This is a genomic window from Acidovorax sp. (assembly GCF_046291265.1).
GTDB lineage: Bacteria > Pseudomonadota > Gammaproteobacteria > Burkholderiales > Burkholderiaceae_C > Acidovorax.
Genome location: NZ_JBKBTV010000011.1, coordinates 64,654 through 85,042 on the forward strand (window position 1 = coordinate 64,654; position 20,389 = coordinate 85,042).

Genomic DNA, 20,389 nt, shown 5'->3' on the forward strand with positions numbered 1-20,389 from the left:
TTTATTTAGAGATGAATTTTAGGCTGGAGACTCCCGCAGTGACGGCGCCTTCTTCGGGTGCTGAGTGACGTGCATAGAGTGCCGGGAATAGAACCAAGGGCGCGATAAAAAATGTCAGTAGATATCGATATTCGCCTGCAATTGAAAAACCGAAAACCGCTGCGAGATGCAGCGCCAGTACTCCACAGATGATGGTCCCTGCGTAATCTCTGCGATGCCAAGTGCGGAAGCATCCATATATTATTAAAATTAGCCCCACCCATGGCGTCCATAAGATGAATCTGTAATTAAGAGAAAAATCAAACCACTTTGAAATAGTTCGATGAATCGCGCCATTGCGGAAGCGAGGCTCCGAATGCGATAAGGTCTTGGGTAAAATAATCTCGGCGCTTGCTAGGCCGGGAATCCCGCCATTGGCAAATGCCGAGTATAAGAAAATATTAATTCGACTGGCTGCAAATGCTGGGAAATTGTGCCAAACATTGTAGATAAAAAAATCTTGTAAAATCACATTCTTTTCATTTTTTTGTAGAGCCATCAATTGAGGGCCTTCAAGAAAATAAACCAGTGGATCCCAGTAGTAGTGATCATAGAATTTTCTTATGTTTTCAATGCTCTTGCCGCTGGAGGTTAATGCTGCAACTGTCCCAGAAGTTACGCGTGGTTCATTTCGTTCCCACAGGCCCATTGGACGCTCTTCGAGAAAACCGACGGTTTCGTATAGTGCTAGTGGATAAAATATTCCGTGAGATTCTCTTTTGAAATGCGAATTGGCAAAAATGGCAACGATGCACCATGGAAGCACAAGTGCCATCAATCGCCAACGGCCTGTTTTGGGTAGGGCAATGATTAATGCAATCAATGCCAATATGCTGATAATTCCATTGGGGCGGGCAAAAAGAGCAAAGGGAACTGTCAGGAGGAGCATCCAGCACGCGGTACGATCTATTTTTCGTGTGCGGTAACTGCGCCAAATTTCAAATAGCATCCCAATTGTGCAAATCGCATATATCCCATCTCCGTAGAGGCTGCTGGAGTAATAAACAACACTGGGTGCAAGCGCAATACAGAACAGGCTATACAAAAAACTCTTGTACATTCGATGGCGCAGCATCCAGTTTAAAATTCGAGTGCAAATCAGAGCGCAGACGACCATTTGAAAAATGATCGGAATTTCTGTCAAGCGCCAAGAGCCGTAAAAAATCAGGTTGTATAAATACCAAAATGCTGGTTTTCCGGATGCGAAGCTTCGATCTGTCTCAACTTCCAGCATGATGGCTAGGCTATCTTGGCCCAAAACTCCTGGCCAGCACGCAATTAACCAGGCGGAATAGCAAACAATCAGAAAGAAAAGCAAGCTAAAAAAGCGCTGAAATTCTGTCGTTTGATGAAATCTTCTTGCGAAAATTTGAGCTAAGGAGCTGACTGAATTTGTCTTGTGGGCTGAGGGTTTCCATTTCAAGGCTTGTTTTTCGATACAGTGCCAGCTTAAATAAGCTAATAGGAAAGTAGCAGTCAGAGCTAGAAGGAGGGTGCCTACAAAGCCTAAAGAGGGCCATGTGTAGAGAATAATTGTTTGCTGGATCGGAAAAGCAAATAGGTAAATTCCGTAAGACGGATCGCCCCAGCGCCCTGCTCGTCGGATAAAGGGGCTTGCTTGCGTGCCAGCATAAATCACAGCAAACGGTAATCCTATTAATAATGCTGTGTGTCGCCAGCCAACGGCCCAAGTGGCGATAACCGCGATGCTAAGTAGGCCAGCCCATAGTGCCGGGCGGCGGCTCCAGTGGGATTCCAGCGAATACAGCGCAGCACCGGCCAGAAAAAAGGCTGACAATTCGCGGCCGTAGTTCACAGCTCCCGTCAAGTCGGCGTTGCTGAGTGCCAAGAACCCGGCAATCAGGAGCGCAATGCACAGCAGAAATACTCGGGTGTACTTCAGCAGGCCAAGCAAGCCCGCCAAGCCCAATGCAATGTAGCAACGCACTTCGATCGGGATGGTCCACAGTGAGCCGTTGACACCTAGCGGATATGGGTTTTTTTCGAAAACACCCGGCAGAACGAAGTGGATTTTCATCCACAGCCCTTGCAGATAGTTAGCTGTAGCGCGGTGCGTCAGGTATTCGTTGATGGGTAGCTCAGTGACTAGCGTGCCTAAGCCATAAGCGACAATGATGATTGTGGCTGTTAAGGCGGGCCAGATCCGCAAAAATCGCCTGAGGGCAAAACGCCAAAGGCTTGGATCCCGCTGCCAGCTGGCCGTGACCAAATACCCGCTGATCACGAAAAAAATCGTCACAGCCAAGCCGCCCAAGCTGTGTACGCCGAAGAATGTGGGCTCCATTTGCCCAGTTAATGCGTAATGGTGGCTGTAAAGCACTATCGATGCCGCCACTATGCGTATTGCGTCGAAATTGTTACTCGGTGGGGCTGTTGCTTTGCCTTGCTGTGATACGAGCATGGTGATTCTCGGCCTTCTTACGCGCTCGTTTGCAACGCCAACCCCGCATGCTCCCGCAGCGGATGAAAATGAATCTTCGGAAACCGCTCCTGCGCCAACCGCACGTCATAAGGGCTGGTGCACAGATAAGCCAGCGTGTCTGCCGCGTCATGCGCCAAACGCAACGGGTAGGCGTCTGTGAACGCGCGAAGGTCGGCCGGGGTGTCGGCGGTGATCCAGCGGGCGCCGGTGTACTGGCAGCCTTCCAGTCGCACGTCGGCATCGTATTCAGCCTTCAAGCGATGCTGCACCACTTCAAACTGCAACTGACCCACGGCGCCCAGCAGCATGTTTCCGCCAGCGTCGGGCTTGAAGACCTGGATCGCGCCCTCTTCACCCAGCTGGGCCAGGCCTTGCTGCAGTTGCTTGGTGCGCAGCGGATTCTTGAGCACCACGGTCATGAACATTTCAGGGGCAAAGAAGGGCAGTCCGGTGAACTGCAGGTTGGCGCCGTCGGTGATGGTGTCGCCCAGTTGCACGCCGCCGTGCGTGGTGAAGCCGATGATGTCGCCCGCGTAGGCTTCTTCCACCGCTTCGCGGCGTTGCGACATGAAGGTCACCACGCTGGTGGGGCGCAGCTCCTTGCCGGTGCGTTGCACCTTGAGCTTCATGCCGGGCATGTATTTGCCCGAGGCCACTCGCACAAAGGCGATGCGGTCGCGGTGGTTCGCGTCCATGTTGGCCTGCACCTTGAACACCACACCGGCGAAGCCTTCGTCTTCGGGCTGGATGGTCTTGACGACAGGTTGCTTGTTCACCTGCAGTGTGCTGATGCGTGGGCCGGGTGGGGGCGACATGTCCACCACCGCGTCCAGCACCTCCATCACACCGAAGTTGTTGACGCCGGAGCCAAAGAACACGGGTGTGAGCTTGCCTGCCAGAAAATCTTCACGGCTCCATGCGGCCGATGCGCCAACGGCCAGTTCCATGCTCTCCAGCGCATCGTCAAAGCTTTGGCCGAAGCGCTTGCGCAGTCGGTCGGACTCGGTCAGTGGCACCACCTCAAAGTCTTTGGGGCCCCGATCGCTGCCGGGGGTGAACACCGTCATGCTCTGCGTGCGCAGGTTGATGATGCCGCCGAAGCTTTTGCCCTGGCCCACAGGCCAGGTGATGGGGCAGCAGGGCATGCCCAGTTCGCGCTCCACCTCGTCCAGGATGTCCAGCGGGTCACGCACTTCGCGGTCCATCTTGTTGACGAAGGTGATGATGGGCGTGTCGCGCTGGCGGCAGACTTCGATCAGGCGGCGCGTCTGCGCTTCCACACCGTTGGCGGCGTCGATGACCATCAGGGCAGAGTCAACGGCCGTCAACACGCGGTAGGTGTCCTCGCTGAAGTCCTTGTGGCCAGGCGTGTCGAGCAGGTTGACCACGTGGTCACGGTATTCCATCTGCATCACGCTGGAGGCCACCGAGATGCCGCGCTGCTTTTCAATCTCCATCCAGTCGGACGTGGCGTGGCGGCTGGCCTTGCGACCTTTGACCGCGCCCGCGATCTGGATCGCGCCCGAGAACAGCAGCAGCTTTTCTGTCAGCGTCGTCTTGCCCGCGTCGGGGTGGGAAATGATGGCAAAGGTGCGGCGGCGCCGGGTTTCTGGGGCGTAGGACACAAGGGTTCCTGAATGGGGTGGGCGCGGGGCGGATCGCCTTGCGCGGGAGTCGGTCGGCCTGTGCCTGCGAGGGAGTCGCAGGTTGGCGGTCATGGGATTTTACCGTTCCGTCCAACGCAGATCGTGGTTTCTCGGGGTGCCGTGGCGCTGGCAGGGCACTTGCTTTTATAATCCGCCGATCCGAGGAGCGTTGCAGCGTCCCCAGCACAGGCGGGGCGTGAGGCTCGGAGTCATCTAGCAACGACGCTCATCCACTTATCGTGTGGTGAGCTTTTTCACTTTCGCGACCAGTGGTTTTTCAAACATGCTTTGGAGCAAGAAACCATCATGAACGCACGCGTCAACGCCCCAGTCAACACCGACTGCATCATTGCCGACATCGGCCTGGCCGCATGGGGCCGTAAAGAAATCCGCATCGCTGAAACCGAGATGCCTGGCCTGATGGCCATCCGCGAGGAGTTTGCTGGCCAGCAGGCGCTCAAGGGCGCCCGCATCACGGGCAGCCTGCACATGACGATCCAGACCGCCGTGCTGATCGAGACGTTGCAGGCCTTGGGCGCCGAAGTGCGCTGGGCCTCGTGCAACATCTTCTCCACGCAAGACCACGCCGCCGCTGCCATTGCTGCTTCAGGCACCCCCGTGTTCGCCATCAAGGGTGAAACCCTGGCCGAATACTGGGACTACACCCACCGCATTTTTGACTTTGGCCCCGCAGGCAGCGAAGGCGAAGGCCCCAACCTGATCCTGGACGACGGCGGCGACGCCACGCTGCTGATGCACCTGGGCCAGCGCGCCGAGAAGGATGCATCTCTGCTGGACAACCCCACCAGCGAAGAAGAAACCTGCCTGTACGCCTCGATCAAGGCCAAGCTGGCCGTGGACCCGACCTGGTACACCCGCAAGAGCGCCCAGATCATCGGCGTGACCGAAGAGACCACCACCGGCGTGCACCGCTTGAAGGAAATGTCGGCCAAGGGCACGCTGCTGTTCCGCGCGATCAACGTCAACGACTCGGTGACCAAGAGCAAGTTCGACAACCTGTACGGTTGCCGCGAGTCGCTGGTGGACGGCATCAAGCGCGCCACCGACGTGATGATCGCCGGCAAGGTGGCCTGCGTGGCCGGCTACGGCGACGTGGGCAAGGGCAGCGCCCAGGCCCTGCGCGCGCTGTCGGCCCAGGTCTGGGTGACCGAGATCGACCCCATCAACGCCCTGCAGGCCGCGATGGAAGGCTACAAGGTCGTCACGATGGAATACGCCGCCGACAAGGCCGACATCTTCGTGACCACCACCGGCAACAAGGACGTGATCACCCACGACCACATGAAGGCCATGAAGGACCAGGCCATCGTCTGCAACATTGGTCACTTCGACAACGAGATCCAGGTCGCCACGCTCGAGCAGTACGAGTGGGAAGAGATCAAGCCCCAGGTGGACCACGTGATCTTCCCGGACGGAAAGCGCATCATCCTGCTGGCCAAGGGCCGCCTGGTGAACCTGGGCTGCGGCACGGGCCACCCGAGCTTCGTGATGTCCAGCTCGTTTGCCAACCAGACCATTGCCCAGATCGAGCTGTTCATGCACAAGGACCGCTACGAGAACGGCCAGGTCTACGTGCTGCCCAAGCACCTCGACGAAAAGGTCGCCCGCCTGCACCTGAAGAAGGTCGGCGCCATGCTGACCGAGCTGTCCGACGAGCAGGCCGCCTACATCGGCGTGTCCAAGCAAGGCCCTTACAAGCCTGATACCTACCGCTATTGAGTCCCTTGGGACGGCCCGATGCCGTCCCATGTGGGCCGACCCCCACGCAGGCTGGAAAACCGGGCCTGCTGGGGGCGCTGACTTTGCGGCATGCCTGTTGCAGGCGCTCTGGAGTTGTGATTGGGTTACTCCTGAAATAATAGCTGCTAGCGCTTGATGGATAAGCGCTAGAGGCCATTTTCATTCAAAAAGGATGGGCGCATGCGCGCAGATATTTTCTTGGTAGAAGCTGGCCATGCGTCAACCCGTTCGCAGGCGCAGCGGCTGATTGCCGCGGGTGTTCAGTGGCGCCTGTCGCCGCTGTCGCCGTGGCAGAAGGTGAGCAAGAATGGGGATGACATCCCGTCCATTGCCGAGGTCCATCTGCTTGATGACGCTGAGGCCAAGTACATCTCGCGCGGCGGGCTCAAGCTTGAAGGGGCGCTGCTGGCGCTGGGGCTGTCGGTGGCTGGGCGGCGCTGTCTGGATGTGGGGCAGAGCACCGGTGGTTTTACGGATTGCCTGCTTCAGCAGGGCGCGGACCAGGTGATTGGCGTGGACGTGGGGCATGACCAACTGCACGATCAGCTGCGGAGCGACTCGCGGGTGGTCTGTGTGGAGGGTGTGAATGCGCGTTCGCTCACACCGCAGGCGCTGGAGCTGGCCTGTGACGTGGCGCTGTCCGAAGTCATCGAGACCGAAGAAGACAACGAAACCCAGCCTGAGGCCCCCTACAGCTGGATGCGCAACGGCGGCCAGGTCGACGAGGAGTACGACGACAGCGACGACGCCAAGGACAAGGACATCGAGCACTTCAAGTCCGAGCGTGCAGCCCGTGCCAAGGCCCGGGAGCAAGGCACGCTGCCGGTGGAGCGCCGACGCCGCGCTGATCGCGCGGAGGTCAACATCACGCCGGAGTTTGGTGTGGTGACCGGCGATTTGTCGTTCATCTCTCTCACGCTGGTGTTGCCCGCTCTGGTGCCGCTGCTGGCGGCAGACGGCGACCTGCTGATGCTCGTCAAGCCGCAGTTCGAGCTGCAGCCGGGGCAGGTGGGCAAGGGCGGCATCGTGCGCGATGAGTCGCTGTATGCGGTGGTTGAAAAGCGCATCCGTGATTGCTGCGCCGAGCAGGGCTTGGTGGTCAAGGCGTGGCTCGACAGTCCAATCCACGGTGGTGACGGCAACCGAGAATTTTTTGTTTATGCGAGGAGGGCTGCATGACTGCTGCCAGCGCACAAGGCACCGGGTTTCCGGTGAGCTTCGAGTTTTTTCCACCCAAGACCCCGGAAGGTGCCGAGAAGCTGCGCGCAGTGCGCCAGCAGCTGTACGTCTTGCACCCGGACTTTTGCTCGGTGACCTACGGAGCCGGCGGTTCCACCCAGGAGGGCACGTTTGGCACCGTGCGTGAAATCCTGGCAGAGGGGGTCAGTGCTGCCTCGCATTTTTCGTGCATTGGCGCCACGCGCCAGTCTGTGCGCGAACAGCTCGCCACCCTCAAGGCCATGGGCGTGAAGCGCCTGGTGGCCTTGCGGGGTGACCTGCCAAGTGGGTATGGCGCAGGCGGCGAGTTCCATTACGCCAGCGACCTGGTGGCATTTATCCGTGCAGAGACTGCCAGCGACTTCCAGATCGAAGTGGCCGCCTACCCCGAGGTGCATCCGCAGGCCAAGTCGCCGGATGCCGACCTGCAGGCGTATGTGGCCAAGGTGCGGGCGGGCGCTGATGCCGCCATCACCCAGTATTTTTACAACAGCGATGCGTATTTCCGCTTTGTGGAAGACGCCCATCGCCTCGGCGCGGATGTGCCCGTGGTGCCGGGGATCATGCCGATTTCCAGCTCCACGCAGCTGATGCGCTTTTCTGACGCCTGTGGCGCGGAAATCCCGCGCTGGATCCGGTTGCGCTTGCAATCGTTTGGCGACGACACCGCCAGCATCAAGGCATTCGGGCTGGACGTGGTGACAGACCTGTGTGACCAACTGCGCAGTGCGGGCGTGCCTGCGCTGCATTTTTATACGATGAACCAGAGTGTTGCGACCCTGGAGATTTGCCGTCGGCTGGGGATTTGATCAGTGCCTTCATTGGCTACCATTGCTTCTTCAAAAAATTTTGCCGAGGGATGGGGTTGTCATGAAATTTGGAGGCGTTGCCATCTTGCTGGTCTTGTGCGGGGGAATGGCGGAGGTGCAGGCGCAGCTGCGTTATCACTGCCGCGATGACCGTGGGAACACGTTCACGTTGTCACGTCCTTGCCCGGAAGGATCCAGAACCACTGCCGCGGTGGCTGGGCCAGCCCCTGCACAGTATTCGTCACCGCGGTATGACAACACGCCGGTTCGCTCTGCTCCGGAAACGCCGGACCACCACCAGTACATGAGCGCGCGTTGTAGAGCGCTGGATGACAATATGCGGGCGGGCTATTCCCGTGGCATCAAGGCCGATGTACTCGAAGGAATGCGGCGCGAGTATCGGAGGGACTGCCGCGAGGAGGAGCAGGATGCGCAATCACGGCTGTCCACCGAGCGCAGGACCAGGGAGCGGGAGCGAAGGGACGGCGAAAAAGCGTCCCAGCAGGCTGCGCAAGCTTCGAGGGAGCAAGAGGAGCGCGCGGCTCAGCAGTGTGCGGAATCGCGTCGCATCCTTGCGAACAAGCGCGCCAGGACGGATTTGACGGAGGGTGAACGCAATGACCTTCGGCGATTTGAAGAGGCGTTTCTGGCCAGATGCAGGCGCTGAATTCATGCGCTGGGCCCTTTCGCTATCGGCGTTGCTTTTACTGACTTCGGTCTCGCACGGGGCGGAGCGTGCGGACGCTCCCGAGCAATTTCTGGGGCAGTTTGACGCGGGTGTGGAGCTTGAGGCGCAGGATGCGGAGATGCTTCCTCCAAAGCCAGAGATCGTGGAAAACGATGAATCGGTTCCGGCAGAGACTGGAATTGCCTCGTGGTACGGCCCCGGTTTCCACCGCCGCAAGACCGCCAGTGGGGAGCGTTTCGACATGTTTGCAATGACGGCGGCCCATCGCACGCTGGCTTTCGGAACGCTGATCTGTGTGCGCAGTCAGGTCACAGGTCGCGGGGTCGTGGTGCGTGTCAATGACCGCGGGCCCCACGTGCGCGGTCGCGTCGTGGATTTGAGCCGCGCAGCGGCCATTGAATTGGGGCTGCACGGCCTGGGGCTCAAGCCTGTCGAGGTCGTGCCCTTGCCCCCGGGGCGATCAACCTGTCAAGACGACTGAGCGACTTGCCTTCGGCTGGCAGCCCTCAGCCCTCAGCCCAATGATGGGTTGTCAAAACGACTTTCCCGCGAACGCGGATCAACCCCCGGATTCCAGCGTGTGCGTCGCGTGCTTGTCCTGAGTCAGCAACGCTGCCATTTGTGGCAACGCGTCTTTCAAGGCTGCTTTCAGCGTGAACGGCGGGTTGATCAGGAACATGCCGCTGGCCGGTAAGCCCGGGCGTTTGATGTCGCCCGCAGCGTTTTCGGTGAGTTTGCTGTTCTTGACGGTCAGCGTGGCGTGCAGCCAGCTCTTGCCGGCCTTGGTGGCCATGGTCTTGAGGCGACGGGGCAGGTCATGGGCCTCGGGGCGCGGGATGATGGGGTACCAGAACGCATAGGTGCCGGTGGCAAAGCGTTTGAGCGAGTCAGCCGCCATGTCCAGCACCTTGGCGTAGTCGCTCTTGATTTCATAGCTGGGATCGCACAGCACCAAAGCGCGGCGGGCTGGTGGAGGCAGGAATTTTTTGATGCCTTCAAAACCATCTTCGTGCAGAACGGCGACTTGGCGGCCCGCCTCCAGTTGAGCGACATTGCCTGCCAGCGCACGCAAGTCGGTAGGGTGCAGTTCAAACAGTTTGAGCTTGTCGTGGTCACGCAGCAGGCGCTGAATGATGAAAGGGGAGCCGGGATACACGCGCAATGCGTTTCCTTGGTTGAAGGCGCGCACCATCTCCACGTAGGCCTGCAGCGCAGGGGTGAGGGTTGGCGTGTTGGCGGCGAACAGCCGGACCACTCCATCGACGGACTCCCCGCTGGTATTCGCGTAGTCGCCATCCAGACGGTACAGACCGGCACCCGCATGGGTGTCCAGCACGGTCAATGCCGCGTCTTTCTCTGTAAGGTGTTGCAAGGCGGCGATCAATACCGTGTGTTTAAGCACATCGGCATGGTTACCTGCGTGGAAGGCGTGGCGATAACTGAACATGGCGCTATGGTAACCAGTGCAGTGTTTACACTGGGTGAAATGGGGTAGCCGACCCATCATCGGCTTCGCGGTACTTCATGAAGTAATGCGGTTTTGTCATGGTCGCGGGTGGTGTACGCTCGCGCGCCGCGGCACAATCGGCGGTTGGTTGGTCAGGCTGTGACGTATTTGGCAAACAGGAAGCCTTTTGTTTCTACTCTCCGAACTGCCATAAAGCATGATCGCGATGGCGACCACTCTTTGGTCGCTCGCGCAGTCCGCTCCAGCATTTGTAACCCGCCCAAACCCGCCCGTCACGCTTTTCACCATGACCGATAGTTCTAGCCAAGCCCCAGCCAGCGGCGTCAGCCATGTGGATGCGCTGATGCCAGGGAGTCGGCTCGCAGAATTCGAGATCCTCTCTTTGCTGGGGGTTGGCGGTTTTGGCATGGTCTACAAGGCGTTTGACCATTCCTTGCACCGGGCCGTGGCCATCAAGGAGTACATGCCCTCCGCGCTGGCGGGGCGTGCGCAGGGGCAGTCGCTTTGGGTGCGGTCCTCGTCCGATCAGCAAACCTTCCAGACCGGATTGGCATCGTTTGTCGATGAAGCGCGTTTGTTGGCGCAGTTCGATCATCCCTCGCTCGTCAAGGTGTTCCGCTTCTGGGAGGCCAACAACACCGCTTATATGGTGATGCCGTTGTACAGCGGCATGACTTTCAAGCAGGCGCGCTCCCAGATGCGCACCCCGCCGCCTGAGATATGGCTGCGAAAGCTGTTGTGGACGGTGTTGGGCGCGCTGCGGGTGTTGCACGACGGAAATACGCTGCACCGCGATATTTCCCCCGACAATATTTTTCTGCAGGACAACGGGCCGCCTGTGTTGCTGGACCTTGGCGCGGCCCGGCATGCCATCAACGACCAGGACCGCAAACACACCGCGGTCCTCAAGGTGAATTACGCGCCCATTGAGCAGTATTCGGATGGCGATGAGGAACTGCGTCAGGGGCCCTGGAGCGATTTGTATTCACTGGCAGCGGTGGTACACGGCTGTCTTTGCAACGACACACCGTTACCTGCCACGTTGCGCTCCATCCGTGACCGCATGGTGTCGTTTCCGCGGGTTGCAAAAACCGTCAAACGGCAGTTCGGCGTAGAGTATTCGGCGCCCTTTGTAGCAGCTATCGCACAGTCATTGTCCCTGCGGCCGGAGGATCGTCCACAGAGCATCGACGCATTTCTGCAGACGATGGAGATGACTTCGCCGCCGGAAGGGGTGCAGCACTTCGATTTTCGAGCCGATCTGGGCGACATCTGGGTCGAGCCCGCCGATCAACCCGGTCTGGATCTGGTCACGCCCACCGTCGATGTCACGTCAGCCCCCAAAATGGTGGCTGAAATGCATGCACATGCCCAACGTGCGACGTCCAATGGTGCGGCTGAAGGAGGCAGTCATGCTGCGGCCCAAGATGAACTCGATACGGTGATGCTTGATCCGGGAGACACGGTCTTCATCGACGCTGTGGATACGGTGGCGGCTGAAGATTCCCGACACGATGCGGTGGTGCCTGCCCGGAAAGACTCGGGGGAACGCCATCACTTGCCGTCTGACCGGCGCCCCGCGAATGGTGATCGTGACACCGGGCGGTCCGCCAAAAAAACAAAATCCCTTCACCGCGCGCCAGTGATCTGGTTGATGGTGGGTGCTGTTGCCGTAGTGATCGCAGCAGCAGGACTGCGCTGGGCGCAGCAAGCGTCCGAGCCCAAAGACGACATCATCACGGAGATTGCAGAACCGCCGGCTTCTGTTGTCGCGGCGGACGCTGCGTTGGTGGATGCCAGCGCAAGTGCTCCCTCAGCAGAACTTGCTGCTTCCGCAGCCAGTGAGGCGGTGATGGCGGCGGAGGCCGCATCGGCAGTGGTGTCCGTCTCCAAACCAACGCCCCGCGCCGCGCCCAAACGGGTGGTGGCAGAGCCTGTGCCTGCACCTGTGGTGATGCAGGAGGAACCAACGCCCGAGCCTGCGCCGGTCGTGGTTGCGCCCAGGCCCAGGCCGACGCCGGTTCGGGTGCCGCCACCGCAGGAGGTGTGTGCGGACGCCAACTTCCTCGCGCGCCCCATGTGCATCCATCAGGAGTGCCAGAAGCCTTCCCAGGCCGGGCAGTCCATCTGCGTCGAAAACCGCCGTCGCTTTGAGGCCGAGGAGCAACGCCGCCGCCAGACACCCAATTGAGCAAGGATATTGGGTTCTGAAGGGGTCCGCTTTTGGGTGGATGAAGTGGAGTGCTTGCGTTGAAGTACGACAAATTCGTATAATCGAGGGCTTCGCAGCGCCTTTGTGGTCCCGCGGCGAGGATTTTCTGCCACCTAAGAGGCTTCCTTCAGAGAAGCACCGACCGTGGAAAAGGACCCGCCAAACCCTCTTTTAAAGAGAAAACTCATGACTGCTACTTTCAGCGCAAAGCCCGCTGAGGTTGTGCACGAGTGGTTTGTGATTGACGCGACCGACAAGGTCCTCGGACGAGTAGCCAGCGAAGTTGCTCTCCGTTTGCGCGGCAAACACAAGGCCATTTACACGCCTCACGTCGACACCGGTGACTTCATCGTCATCATCAACGCCGCCCAGATCAAGGTCACCGGCACCAAGTCCCTGGACAAGGTGTACTACCGTCACTCGGGTTACCCCGGCGGTATCACGGCGACGAACTTCCGCGACATGCAAGCCAAGCACCCCGGCCGCGCGCTGGAAAAGGCTGTCAAGGGCATGCTGCCCAAGGGCCCCCTTGGCTACGCGATGATCAAGAAACTCAAGGTGTACGGTGGTGCAGAGCATCCCCACACCGCCCAGCAGCCTAAAGTGCTGGAAATCTAAGGAGCCTTGAGATGATTGGTGAATGGAACAATGGCACCGGCCGTCGCAAGTCCAGCGTCGCCCGCGTGTTTCTGAAAAAAGGCTCCGGCAAGATCACGGTGAACGGCAAGGACATTCAGTCCTACTTTGGCCGCGAAACCTCGATCATGATTGCCAAGCAGCCGCTGATGCTGACCAACCACGCTGAAACTTTCGACGTGATGATCAACGTGCACGGCGGTGGTGAGTCCGGTCAAGCGGGCGCTGCCCGCCACGGTATCACCCGCGCTCTGATCGACTACGACGCGACGCTCAAGCCCGTACTGAGCCAAGCTGGCTTCGTGACGCGCGATGCTCGTGAAGTGGAACGTAAGAAGGTCGGCCTGCGCTCTGCGCGCCGCGCCAAGCAGTTCTCCAAGCGTTAAGCTTTGGCGTTTTGCTAGGATGTCCGCCTTGTTGGGCGGGCTCCCTTGCGAAGCTCTCCTCGGGAGTGCTTTACAGAGAAAAACCGCCCTCGGGCGGTTTTTTCGTTTAAGGTGCGTTTTTTCTTGCTAACCCGCCTTCCATGATTCGCTCGTTTCTGCCATGCGCCTTCGCTTGCTTCGCCGTCGGCTGACCATCAGCGCACCACGGGTGGCCATCCGCAGTGCCTTGCCGTGGCCTTTCCGTTGGGTGGCCTTGGCCGTGGTTTTTGGCTTTTGCGCGGCAGTGGCTTTGTGGGCATTCGAGTTTGGCAAATCCATTGCAGGCTTGGACTCGGTCTCGCGCGACGAGCTGCTCCAGCTCCGTGCGGAAGTCACCCGGTTGCGCGACGAAGGCAATGAACAGCAAACGGTGTCACACACGGCGGACAGTCTTCTGGTGGCCGAGCGTGCGACCAAAGAGAGCCTCATGGCGCAGGTTCGGCAGCTGGAGGCTGACAACCGCACCTTGCGTGAAGACCTCGGTTTTTTCGAGAAACTGATTCCTGCCGCAGCGAATGAAGGACTGACGATTCGCGGGCTGCAGGCCGAAGTGCTGGGGGGGATGCAGTTGCGCTGGCAGGTATTGGTGATCCAAGCCTCACGCAATCCCCTGGATTTCAATGGTCGGCTGGAGCTGGTGTTGGCCGGAACCCAGGACGGGAAGTCATGGACGCAGACTCAGCCATCGCAAGGACAAGCGCTTCAGCTTAAGCAATATCGCCGTGTTGAAGGCGTGCTCAATCTGCCACCCAATGCCGTGGTAAAAACAGTCACGGCCCGTGTGATGGAGGGGGCGACGGTCCGCGCTACCCAAACCATGGTGCTGGATTGAGGGTGTCTCCGCGGACCATAGCAATGTTCCCGCTGCGGGATCGTTCTCCAGTTCCTCTCAGTGCCAGCTTTTTGATCAGACTCTCCGATTTTGATCACACCTAGCGGATGCTCCCAATAAGGTGCCTCCGGTAGTTTCTCAATATGCGTGCACTGCCCTCTGGCGTGCGCTTTCAGGAGTACCCGCCATGTTTTCCCGTAAAAAGCAGCCCCCGATCAAAAGCTTGATCGCAGAGGGCACCAAGATTGAAGGCAACCTGCAATTTGCTGAGGGTATGCGCATTGACGGTGAAGTGGTGGGCGATATCCGGGCAGGCTCAGAGCAGCCGAGCATTTTGGTGATCTCGGAGACTGCGCGCGTAGAAGGTGCAGTCCACGCCGATCACGTCATCGTCAATGGACAAGTGATTGGCCCGGTGCATGCCAAGGAACTGCTGGAACTGCAGCCCAAGGCGCGGATCACGGGCAATGTGCACTACAAGGCGCTGGAGATGCACCAAGGCGCCATGATTGCGGGGCAGATGTGCCCTGCGGCCCAATTGGTAGAGGAAAAGCCCCCACTCAAGTTGGCGTCAAACAGCCAGTGATCTGAATTCCCGAGCGGTTTGCAGTAGTATTCACCGCAAACCTGAACCCGGAGTACCCCATGAGCGCTGTTGCCGAAAACATCCAGACCGAAATGCCCGCCCCCATTCTGTTCACGGACAGTGCAGCGGCTAAGGTGGCGGACCTGATCGCCGAAGAGGGCAACCCAGACCTGAAGCTGCGCGTTTTTGTGCAGGGCGGCGGTTGCTCCGGCTTCCAATACGGTTTCACTTTTGATGAAATCACCAACGAAGACGATACGACCATGACCAAAAATGGCGTATCGCTGTTGATCGATGCGATGAGCTACCAGTATCTGCTGGGCGCCGAGATCGACTACAAGGAAGATCTGCAAGGAGCCCAGTTCGTCATCAAGAACCCCAACGCCACCACCACCTGTGGTTGCGGGTCGAGTTTCTCTGCATGATTCGCTCCATCGGCCGATAAGCTGATGGAAGGGAAGCAATTGAGCCGCCTTCGGGCGGCTTTTTGTTCGTCACGCCGGATGGATGGCGCCCAGTACCCGTAGGCCCGCGGCGCCGGTCACGCTGGGCAGGTTGCCGGGTGCGTTGCACACCGTCTGGCGTGCCAGCCAGGCAAAGGCTGCCGCTTCCACCTGCAATGCGGGCAGGCCCAGCGCGTCGGTAGCGACCACCTGAAGGGTGGGGCAGGCGGCCTGAAGGCGTTGCATCAGGTAGTTGTTGAGTGCGCCGCCACCACAAATCGCTAGGATTTTGCTATTATTTTTATGGCTATTGGCGCTTATTGCACAAGCGCTAGCGGTGAATTCTGTCAAGGTTGCTTGCACGTCAGCAGGTGCTGCCGATTCGAACGGCCCGAGCTGGCGGGAAAGCCAGGGTGGGTTGAACAGGTCGCGCCCCGTGCTTTTGGGCGGCGTTTTGTGCAGAAACGGCTCCTGCAGCAGGGAGGCCAGCAGCTCGGGTAGCACCGAGCCTCGGGCAGCCCACGCGCCACCGGCGTCGAATGGTTGACCCGTGTGTTGCTGGCACCAGTGGTCCATCAGCGCATTGCCGGGGCCGCAATCAAAGCCGATGACCGCGCCGTCAGCGCCCAGTACGCTCAAGTTCGAGATGCCCCCAATGTTGAGCACCAGCACCGTCTCGCTGGGACGACCGAACACGCCCTGGTGGAAGGCGGGCACCAGAGGCGCGCCCTGGCCGCCGGCAGCCACGTCGCGGCTGCGGAAGTCGGCCACCACCGCAATGCCGGCCCGCTCTGCCAGCAGGGCTGGGTTGCACAACTGCAGCGTGTAGCCCGTGCCATCAAACTCTTGCGGACGGTGGCGCACGGTTTGCCCGTGGGCACCAATGGCCCGGATCGCGCCCGCAGGCAGCGCGCTTTGCTGAAGCAACGTGTGAACAACGCCTGCATAGGCGCGCGACAGTGCATTGCCCGCCAGGGCTGCGCGATGCAATTCGTTGTCGCCGGGGGTATTGAGCGCCATGAGCTCGGCGCGAAGCTCGGGTGCAAACGGGGCGCTGGCGTGGTGAGTAACCACCATGCGGGGCCCTGAAAAATCAGCCAGCACGCCATCGATGCCATCGAGCGCCGTGCCCGACATCAGGCCGATGTACAGATCGGACATGGCCTGACGTGGGGTCTACAGGAGGGGCTTGTGACCCGGAGGTCAGTCAGCGCTGGCTTGCTCGATCAACGCGGCGGCAGACAGTTGCACGCGCATGTTGCTCGCCAGGCGTTCAAAGGCGGGGCGGCCTGCGGCGGACACGGGTGCTGCTGCATCACTTTGCGCCACGATGGTCATGGGGTCCTGGTGTTGGCCGTTGACCCGGAACTCAAAATGCAGGTGTGGCCCGGTGGCCCAGCCTGTGGAGCCCACGGCGCCCAGGGTCTGGCCCTGCTCGATGGATTGACCCTGGCGCACATCGATGCGGCTCAGGTGGGCGTACACCGTCACGTGTTGGTTGCGGTGCTTGATGAAAACCACATTCCCGTAGCCGTTTTGTACGCCCGCGAACTCCACGGTGCCATCACCGACGGTGCGCACGGCCGTGCCGGTGGGGGCCGCAAAGTCGGTGCCCAGGTGGGCGCGCCAGGTCTTCAGGATGGGGTGCATGCGCATCGAGAAGCCGCTGCTCACGCGGGAGAACTCCACAGGGGAGGTCAGGTACGCGCGGCGCATGCTTTCGCCAGCCAGCGTGTAGTAGGCGCCTTTGGTTGCGCCGGGCTCCTGGAACCAGACCGCTTCGTGGGCTTTGCCGTTGTTGACAAACTCTGCGCTCAGCACGCGGCCGGAGCTGAGCGGTTCGCCGTCGGCTTCCAGCGTTTCATACACCACCGAGAAGCGATCGCCCTTGCGCAGCGCGCGGCGGAAGTCGATGTTGCCCGAGAAGAGTTCGGCCACTTGCACGGCCACGGCATCCGGGATGTTGGCCGCGTCGGTTGCCGCAAACAGCGAACTGTTGATGATGCCGCCCGACAAGCGGCTGCTGGTCGTCATCTTGGCGGTTTCGATGCGCGTGGCGAACTTGTCGCCCGTGCGCTCCACGATCAGGCGACGGAAGTTGCCGCTGTCGTCGGGCACCCAGCGGACCGTCAGGCGCACCAGGCGGTGGTCGTCGGTGGTCTCTGCCGAGACGATGCGACCGGTGCGGCCGAGCACGTTTTGTCGTACAGGACTGTCACTGCGCAGAAAAGCGGCTGCGGCCGGGTCGGCCACGCCCAGGCGCTGCAGTAGCGATTCGGGGGTGTCACTGGTGCGCACCTGCTCAGAGCGATACAGGGAGAAGCCTGGGACTTCCAGCTGGCCCAGCACGAGGTTCTCGGCCAGTGACTCCACCGGGTAGCTCACCATGCGCACGGGCAGCTCGGCAGCGTCGGGGGCCAGCGATGCCACGGCGAATGCGCCGCCGCCGCCGGTCAGCAGGATGGCTGCTACCGCTGCAGTGATGCGTTTGGGGTGTTGTTGGATCGTGCGGGACAGTCGGTCAAGCAAAGCCGAACTGGCGGTGGTCAAGCCGTGAATCAATGGTCTATCCCCAGGGTGAGTGTGAATCCATGACACTTCCCCGGTGCAAATACGGGGCAAGGCAAGGAGCACAGACTGTCAGGCTGCAGCCATTCGACAGCGTTAAAAACAAGTCGAAACAGCGGGCCCACTAGAATCCGCCTCTGCAATGTGGGCTGAAGTATAGCGGCGCATGCTGTCTAGACATCCAAAAAAACCCTTATGAATCAATCTGCTGTTACAACAAACCCGGTCTCCGATGGTGTAGGACGGGCCCTCGAAATTTCGCTGCGCGGCGTGCAAGAGCTGCTGCCACAAGACGAATGGGTCAAAAAACTCGTCCGTTCGGAGGCCACAGGCCAGCCGCTGCGCATCAAGCTGGGGCTCGACCCCACGGCGCCAGACATCCACATCGGTCACACGGTGGTGTTGAACAAGATGCGGCAGTTGCAAGATCTGGGCCACCAGGTGATCTTTCTGATCGGCGACTTCACCAGCCTGATTGGCGACCCCTCCGGCCGCAACAGCACGCGCCCGCCCCTCACGCCTGAGCAGATCAAGGTGAATGCGGAGACTTATTACAAACAGGCCAGCATGGTGCTGGACCCGGCCAAAACCGAGATCCGCTACAACAGCGAGTGGAGCGAGCCCCTGGGCGCGAGCGGCATGATCCAGCTGGCCTCCCGGTACACCGTGGCGCGGATGATGGAGCGCGACGACTTTCACAAGCGCTTCACCACCGGCCAGTCGATTGCGGTGCATGAGTTTTTGTATCCGCTGATGCAGGGCTACGACTCGGTGGCTTTGAAGAGCGACCTGGAGCTGGGTGGCACGGACCAAAAATTCAACCTGCTCATGGGCCGCCATTTGCAGCAGGAATACGGCCAGGAGCCGCAGTGTGTGCTCACCATGCCGCTGCTGGTGGGGCTGGACGGCGTGGACAAGATGTCCAAGTCCAAGAACAACTACATCGGCATTGCCGAAGAGCCCAACACCATGTTCGCCAAGGTGCTGTCCATCAGCGACACGCTGATGTGGGACTGGTACACGCTGCTGTCGTTCAAGAGCCTGGCCGAGATTGCCGCGCTCAAGGCCGAGATCGCGGGCGGGCGCAACCCCAAAGACGCCAAGGTCATGCTGGCCAAGGAAATCACCGCGCGTTTTCACAGTGCCGTGGCGGCCGATGCCGCCGAGCAGGATTTCATGAATCGCAGCAAGGGCGGCGTGCCCGATGAGATTCCCGATGTGGCGCTGTCGGGTGCGCCGCTGGGCATTGGTGCGCTGCTCAAGCAGGCCAACCTGGCGCCGTCGGGCAGCGAGGCCAACCGCCTGATTGATGGCGGCGGCGTGCGCGTGGATGGCAGCGTGATCAGCGACAAGGGCCTGAAACTCGATGCGGGCACCTACGTGGTGCAGGTAGGCAAGCGCAAGTTTGCCCGGGTGACTTTGGCCTGATTTTTAAGTCAAATTGGCCGCTAGCGCTTGATGGGTATGCGCTACTAGCTATCAAAATAAAAGCGCGGGAGCCGCAAGGCCCGGCGCTTTTTTCATGCCCCGTCCAGGTTGTCGTTCAGATCGGTGTCCGGCACATCCCCAATCGCCTCGCGCGTGGCCTGGGCCTGTATTTCCAGCCAGGCGCAAAACGCCTTGATCTCCGGTCGTTGCGCGCTGCGCGGCCCCACCATGAGCCAATAGGTCAGGGGTGAGTCGATGCGGTGGCCGGGCAGCACCTCTACCAGATCGCCAGAAGCCAGGGCATCGGCGATTAGCGGCATGCGCGCCAGGGCCAGGCCCTGGCCGGCCAGCGCGGCCTGCACGATCTGGTGGGCGTAGTTGAAGTACAGCCAGCGCTCGGGCTGCAGCTTGGCCAGGTCGCGGGCGTCAAACCAGCGGCGCCAGCTCAGGTACTCCAGGTAATGCGTGCGGTGGGCGTCGCCCGCTTCGATCAGGGTGAACTGCGCCACATCGGCCGGTGTGCGCAGCGGCTTGCCGCTTTTGAGCAGCCAGGGACTCGCCACCACCGCCAGTTGTTCACCGAACAGGCGCACACCGCCCTGGGTGGCGCCGCCCGGCATGGCGTAGCGCAGGGCCAGGTCCACGTCCGATGTTTCCAGATCAATCTGCACATCACTCGCATCAATGCGGATGTCGATGCCGGGGTTGTCGCGCTGGAACTCCTCCATGCGCGGAATCAGCCACATCGACGCAAAACTGGCCCAAGTGGTGATGGCCACGCTGCGGCGCCCGGCCGTCTGGCGCACCAGGCGCACAGCAGCGTCCATGCGCTCCAGCGCCGGGGCCACGGCGCGCTGCAGCTGTGCGCCCGCGCTGGTCAGCTCGACCGCGCGCGTGTGGCGCAGGAACAGCGCCACCCCCACTTCTTCTTCCAGCGCCTGGATCTGGCGGCTGACGGCCGACTGGGTGAGCGATAGCTCATCGGCCGCCGCGCGAAAGTTGAGGTGGCGTGCCACGGCCAGAAAGGCGCGCCAGTGGCCGGTGGCCACGGGGCGGGTGCGGAGCACGGCGGGGGAGTATTCGGCAGAGGCCATGGCAGCGTTCCTGCGGAGGGTGATTCATGCGTTGATGGAATGAATAGCGTACCGCGTTTTCATTGGACTGTGTGCACGCGCAAGCGCACCATT

17 protein-coding genes and 1 riboswitch are annotated in these 20,389 nt (G+C 60.3%); of the genes, 11 read left to right on the forward strand and 6 right to left on the reverse strand.

What is annotated here, in order from left to right:
- Nucleotide 1: 1 nt before the first annotated feature.
- Entirely contained in the window at nucleotides 2–2,461 is a 2,460-nt protein-coding gene (locus tag ACK41V_RS06530) for an acyltransferase family protein (RefSeq protein ID WP_409779506.1), read from the reverse strand.
- A 17-nt stretch (nucleotides 2,462–2,478) separates the two neighbouring features.
- Nucleotides 2,479–4,107 carry a peptide chain release factor 3 gene (locus ACK41V_RS06535; protein WP_409779508.1) on the reverse strand — a complete coding sequence of 543 codons (1,629 nt, stop codon included), beginning with the start codon at nucleotides 4,105–4,107 and terminating at the stop codon, nucleotides 2,479–2,481.
- A 176-nt stretch (nucleotides 4,108–4,283) separates the two neighbouring features.
- Nucleotides 4,284–4,363, forward strand: a riboswitch (S-adenosyl-L-homocysteine riboswitch).
- Between the two features lie 71 nt (nucleotides 4,364–4,434).
- Between ACK41V_RS06535 and ahcY the strand changes: the two genes are divergently transcribed.
- From ahcY to ACK41V_RS06555, 4 genes are all read left to right on the forward strand, one after another.
- A complete protein-coding gene (ahcY, locus tag ACK41V_RS06540) occupies nucleotides 4,435–5,868 on the forward strand; it encodes an adenosylhomocysteinase (RefSeq protein WP_409779510.1) in 1,434 nt (477 codons plus the stop codon).
- A 201-nt stretch (nucleotides 5,869–6,069) separates the two neighbouring features.
- Complete coding sequence (locus ACK41V_RS06545; protein WP_409779513.1) at nucleotides 6,070–7,068, forward strand: TlyA family RNA methyltransferase; 999 nt, start codon at nucleotides 6,070–6,072, stop codon at nucleotides 7,066–7,068.
- The gene (metF, locus tag ACK41V_RS06550; RefSeq protein WP_409779515.1) at nucleotides 7,065–7,916 is read left to right on the forward strand and encodes a methylenetetrahydrofolate reductase [NAD(P)H]; all 852 of its coding nucleotides are present in this window, start codon (nucleotides 7,065–7,067) and stop codon (nucleotides 7,914–7,916) included. Before ACK41V_RS06545 ends, metF begins: the two co-directional genes overlap by 4 nt.
- Before the next feature lie 617 nt (nucleotides 7,917–8,533).
- Nucleotides 8,534–9,085, forward strand: coding sequence for a septal ring lytic transglycosylase RlpA family protein (locus ACK41V_RS06555; protein ID WP_409779518.1), 552 nt, complete (start codon nucleotides 8,534–8,536; stop codon nucleotides 9,083–9,085).
- A 78-nt stretch (nucleotides 9,086–9,163) separates the two neighbouring features.
- Here ACK41V_RS06555 and ACK41V_RS06560 read toward each other — a convergent pair whose 3' ends face one another.
- The gene (locus ACK41V_RS06560; RefSeq protein ID WP_409779521.1) at nucleotides 9,164–10,051 is read right to left on the reverse strand and encodes a 23S rRNA (adenine(2030)-N(6))-methyltransferase RlmJ; all 888 of its coding nucleotides are present in this window, start codon (nucleotides 10,049–10,051) and stop codon (nucleotides 9,164–9,166) included.
- Between the two features lie 307 nt (nucleotides 10,052–10,358).
- Between ACK41V_RS06560 and ACK41V_RS06565 the strand changes: the two genes are divergently transcribed.
- The 6 genes from ACK41V_RS06565 to erpA all read left to right on the forward strand — a co-directional run bounded on the left by ACK41V_RS06565 (nucleotide 10,359) and on the right by erpA (nucleotide 15,188).
- Nucleotides 10,359–12,263, forward strand: coding sequence for a serine/threonine protein kinase (locus tag ACK41V_RS06565; RefSeq protein ID WP_409779585.1), 1,905 nt, complete (start codon nucleotides 10,359–10,361; stop codon nucleotides 12,261–12,263).
- Nucleotides 12,264–12,470: 207 nt separating this feature from the next.
- Nucleotides 12,471–12,902 carry a 50S ribosomal protein L13 gene (rplM, locus tag ACK41V_RS06570; RefSeq protein WP_409779524.1) on the forward strand — a complete coding sequence of 144 codons (432 nt, stop codon included), beginning with the start codon at nucleotides 12,471–12,473 and terminating at the stop codon, nucleotides 12,900–12,902.
- An 11-nt stretch (nucleotides 12,903–12,913) separates the two neighbouring features.
- Entirely contained in the window at nucleotides 12,914–13,306 is a 393-nt protein-coding gene (rpsI, locus tag ACK41V_RS06575; protein ID WP_100409161.1) for a 30S ribosomal protein S9, read from the forward strand.
- A gap of 160 nt (nucleotides 13,307–13,466) precedes the next feature.
- Nucleotides 13,467–14,177, forward strand: a complete 711-nt coding sequence (locus tag ACK41V_RS06580; RefSeq protein WP_409779528.1) for a DUF6776 family protein — start codon at nucleotides 13,467–13,469, stop codon at nucleotides 14,175–14,177.
- A gap of 187 nt (nucleotides 14,178–14,364) precedes the next feature.
- Nucleotides 14,365–14,763, forward strand: coding sequence for a polymer-forming cytoskeletal protein (locus ACK41V_RS06585; RefSeq protein WP_409779531.1), 399 nt, complete (start codon nucleotides 14,365–14,367; stop codon nucleotides 14,761–14,763).
- 59 nt (nucleotides 14,764–14,822) lie between these two features.
- On the forward strand, nucleotides 14,823–15,188 hold the full coding sequence (gene erpA / locus ACK41V_RS06590; protein WP_100409164.1) for an iron-sulfur cluster insertion protein ErpA: 366 nt from the start codon (nucleotides 14,823–14,825) through the stop codon (nucleotides 15,186–15,188).
- A gap of 69 nt (nucleotides 15,189–15,257) precedes the next feature.
- Here erpA and ACK41V_RS06595 read toward each other — a convergent pair whose 3' ends face one another.
- On the reverse strand, nucleotides 15,258–16,367 hold the full coding sequence (locus tag ACK41V_RS06595) for an anhydro-N-acetylmuramic acid kinase (RefSeq protein WP_409779535.1): 1,110 nt from the start codon (nucleotides 16,365–16,367) through the stop codon (nucleotides 15,258–15,260).
- Nucleotides 16,368–16,409: 42 nt separating this feature from the next.
- Nucleotides 16,410–17,768: a peptidoglycan DD-metalloendopeptidase family protein gene (locus ACK41V_RS06600; RefSeq protein WP_409779538.1), complete on the reverse strand. Its 1,359-nt coding sequence runs from the start codon at nucleotides 17,766–17,768 to the stop codon at nucleotides 16,410–16,412.
- A gap of 201 nt (nucleotides 17,769–17,969) precedes the next feature.
- On the opposite strand from ACK41V_RS06600, the gene tyrS reads away from it, so the two are divergent.
- Nucleotides 17,970–19,202 carry a tyrosine--tRNA ligase gene (gene tyrS / locus ACK41V_RS06605; RefSeq protein ID WP_409779541.1) on the forward strand — a complete coding sequence of 411 codons (1,233 nt, stop codon included), beginning with the start codon at nucleotides 17,970–17,972 and terminating at the stop codon, nucleotides 19,200–19,202.
- 92 nt (nucleotides 19,203–19,294) lie between these two features.
- Here the strand turns inward: tyrS and ACK41V_RS06610 are convergent, their stop codons facing one another.
- Nucleotides 19,295–20,296 carry a LysR substrate-binding domain-containing protein gene (locus ACK41V_RS06610; protein ID WP_409779543.1) on the reverse strand — a complete coding sequence of 334 codons (1,002 nt, stop codon included), beginning with the start codon at nucleotides 20,294–20,296 and terminating at the stop codon, nucleotides 19,295–19,297.
- Between the last annotated feature and the right edge of the window lie 93 nt (nucleotides 20,297–20,389).

Bases quoted from the DNA above. Each gene is read 5' to 3' on its own strand.
- ACK41V_RS06545 (WP_409779513.1), top strand. From the start codon at position 6,070: ATGCGCGCAGATATTTTCTTGGTAGAAGCTGGCCATGCGTCAACCCGT.
- ACK41V_RS06580 (WP_409779528.1), top strand. From the start codon at position 13,467: ATGCGCCTTCGCTTGCTTCGCCGTCGGCTGACCATCAGCGCACCACGG.
- ACK41V_RS06595 (WP_409779535.1), bottom strand. From the start codon at position 16,367: ATGTCCGATCTGTACATCGGCCTGATGTCGGGCACGGCGCTCGATGGC.
- ACK41V_RS06565 (WP_409779585.1), top strand. From the start codon at position 10,359: ATGACCGATAGTTCTAGCCAAGCCCCAGCCAGCGGCGTCAGCCATGTG.
- ACK41V_RS06585 (WP_409779531.1), top strand. From the start codon at position 14,365: ATGTTTTCCCGTAAAAAGCAGCCCCCGATCAAAAGCTTGATCGCAGAG.
- erpA (WP_100409164.1), top strand. From the start codon at position 14,823: ATGAGCGCTGTTGCCGAAAACATCCAGACCGAAATGCCCGCCCCCATT.
- rpsI (WP_100409161.1), top strand. From the start codon at position 12,914: ATGATTGGTGAATGGAACAATGGCACCGGCCGTCGCAAGTCCAGCGTC.
- rplM (WP_409779524.1), top strand. From the start codon at position 12,471: ATGACTGCTACTTTCAGCGCAAAGCCCGCTGAGGTTGTGCACGAGTGG.
- ACK41V_RS06555 (WP_409779518.1), top strand. From the start codon at position 8,534: ATGACCTTCGGCGATTTGAAGAGGCGTTTCTGGCCAGATGCAGGCGCT.
- ACK41V_RS06560 (WP_409779521.1), bottom strand. From the start codon at position 10,051: ATGTTCAGTTATCGCCACGCCTTCCACGCAGGTAACCATGCCGATGTG.
- tyrS (WP_409779541.1), top strand. From the start codon at position 17,970: ATGAATCAATCTGCTGTTACAACAAACCCGGTCTCCGATGGTGTAGGA.
- metF (WP_409779515.1), top strand. From the start codon at position 7,065: ATGACTGCTGCCAGCGCACAAGGCACCGGGTTTCCGGTGAGCTTCGAG.
- ahcY (WP_409779510.1), top strand. From the start codon at position 4,435: ATGAACGCACGCGTCAACGCCCCAGTCAACACCGACTGCATCATTGCC.
- ACK41V_RS06610 (WP_409779543.1), bottom strand. From the start codon at position 20,296: ATGGCCTCTGCCGAATACTCCCCCGCCGTGCTCCGCACCCGCCCCGTG.
- ACK41V_RS06530 (WP_409779506.1), bottom strand. From the start codon at position 2,461: ATGCTCGTATCACAGCAAGGCAAAGCAACAGCCCCACCGAGTAACAAT.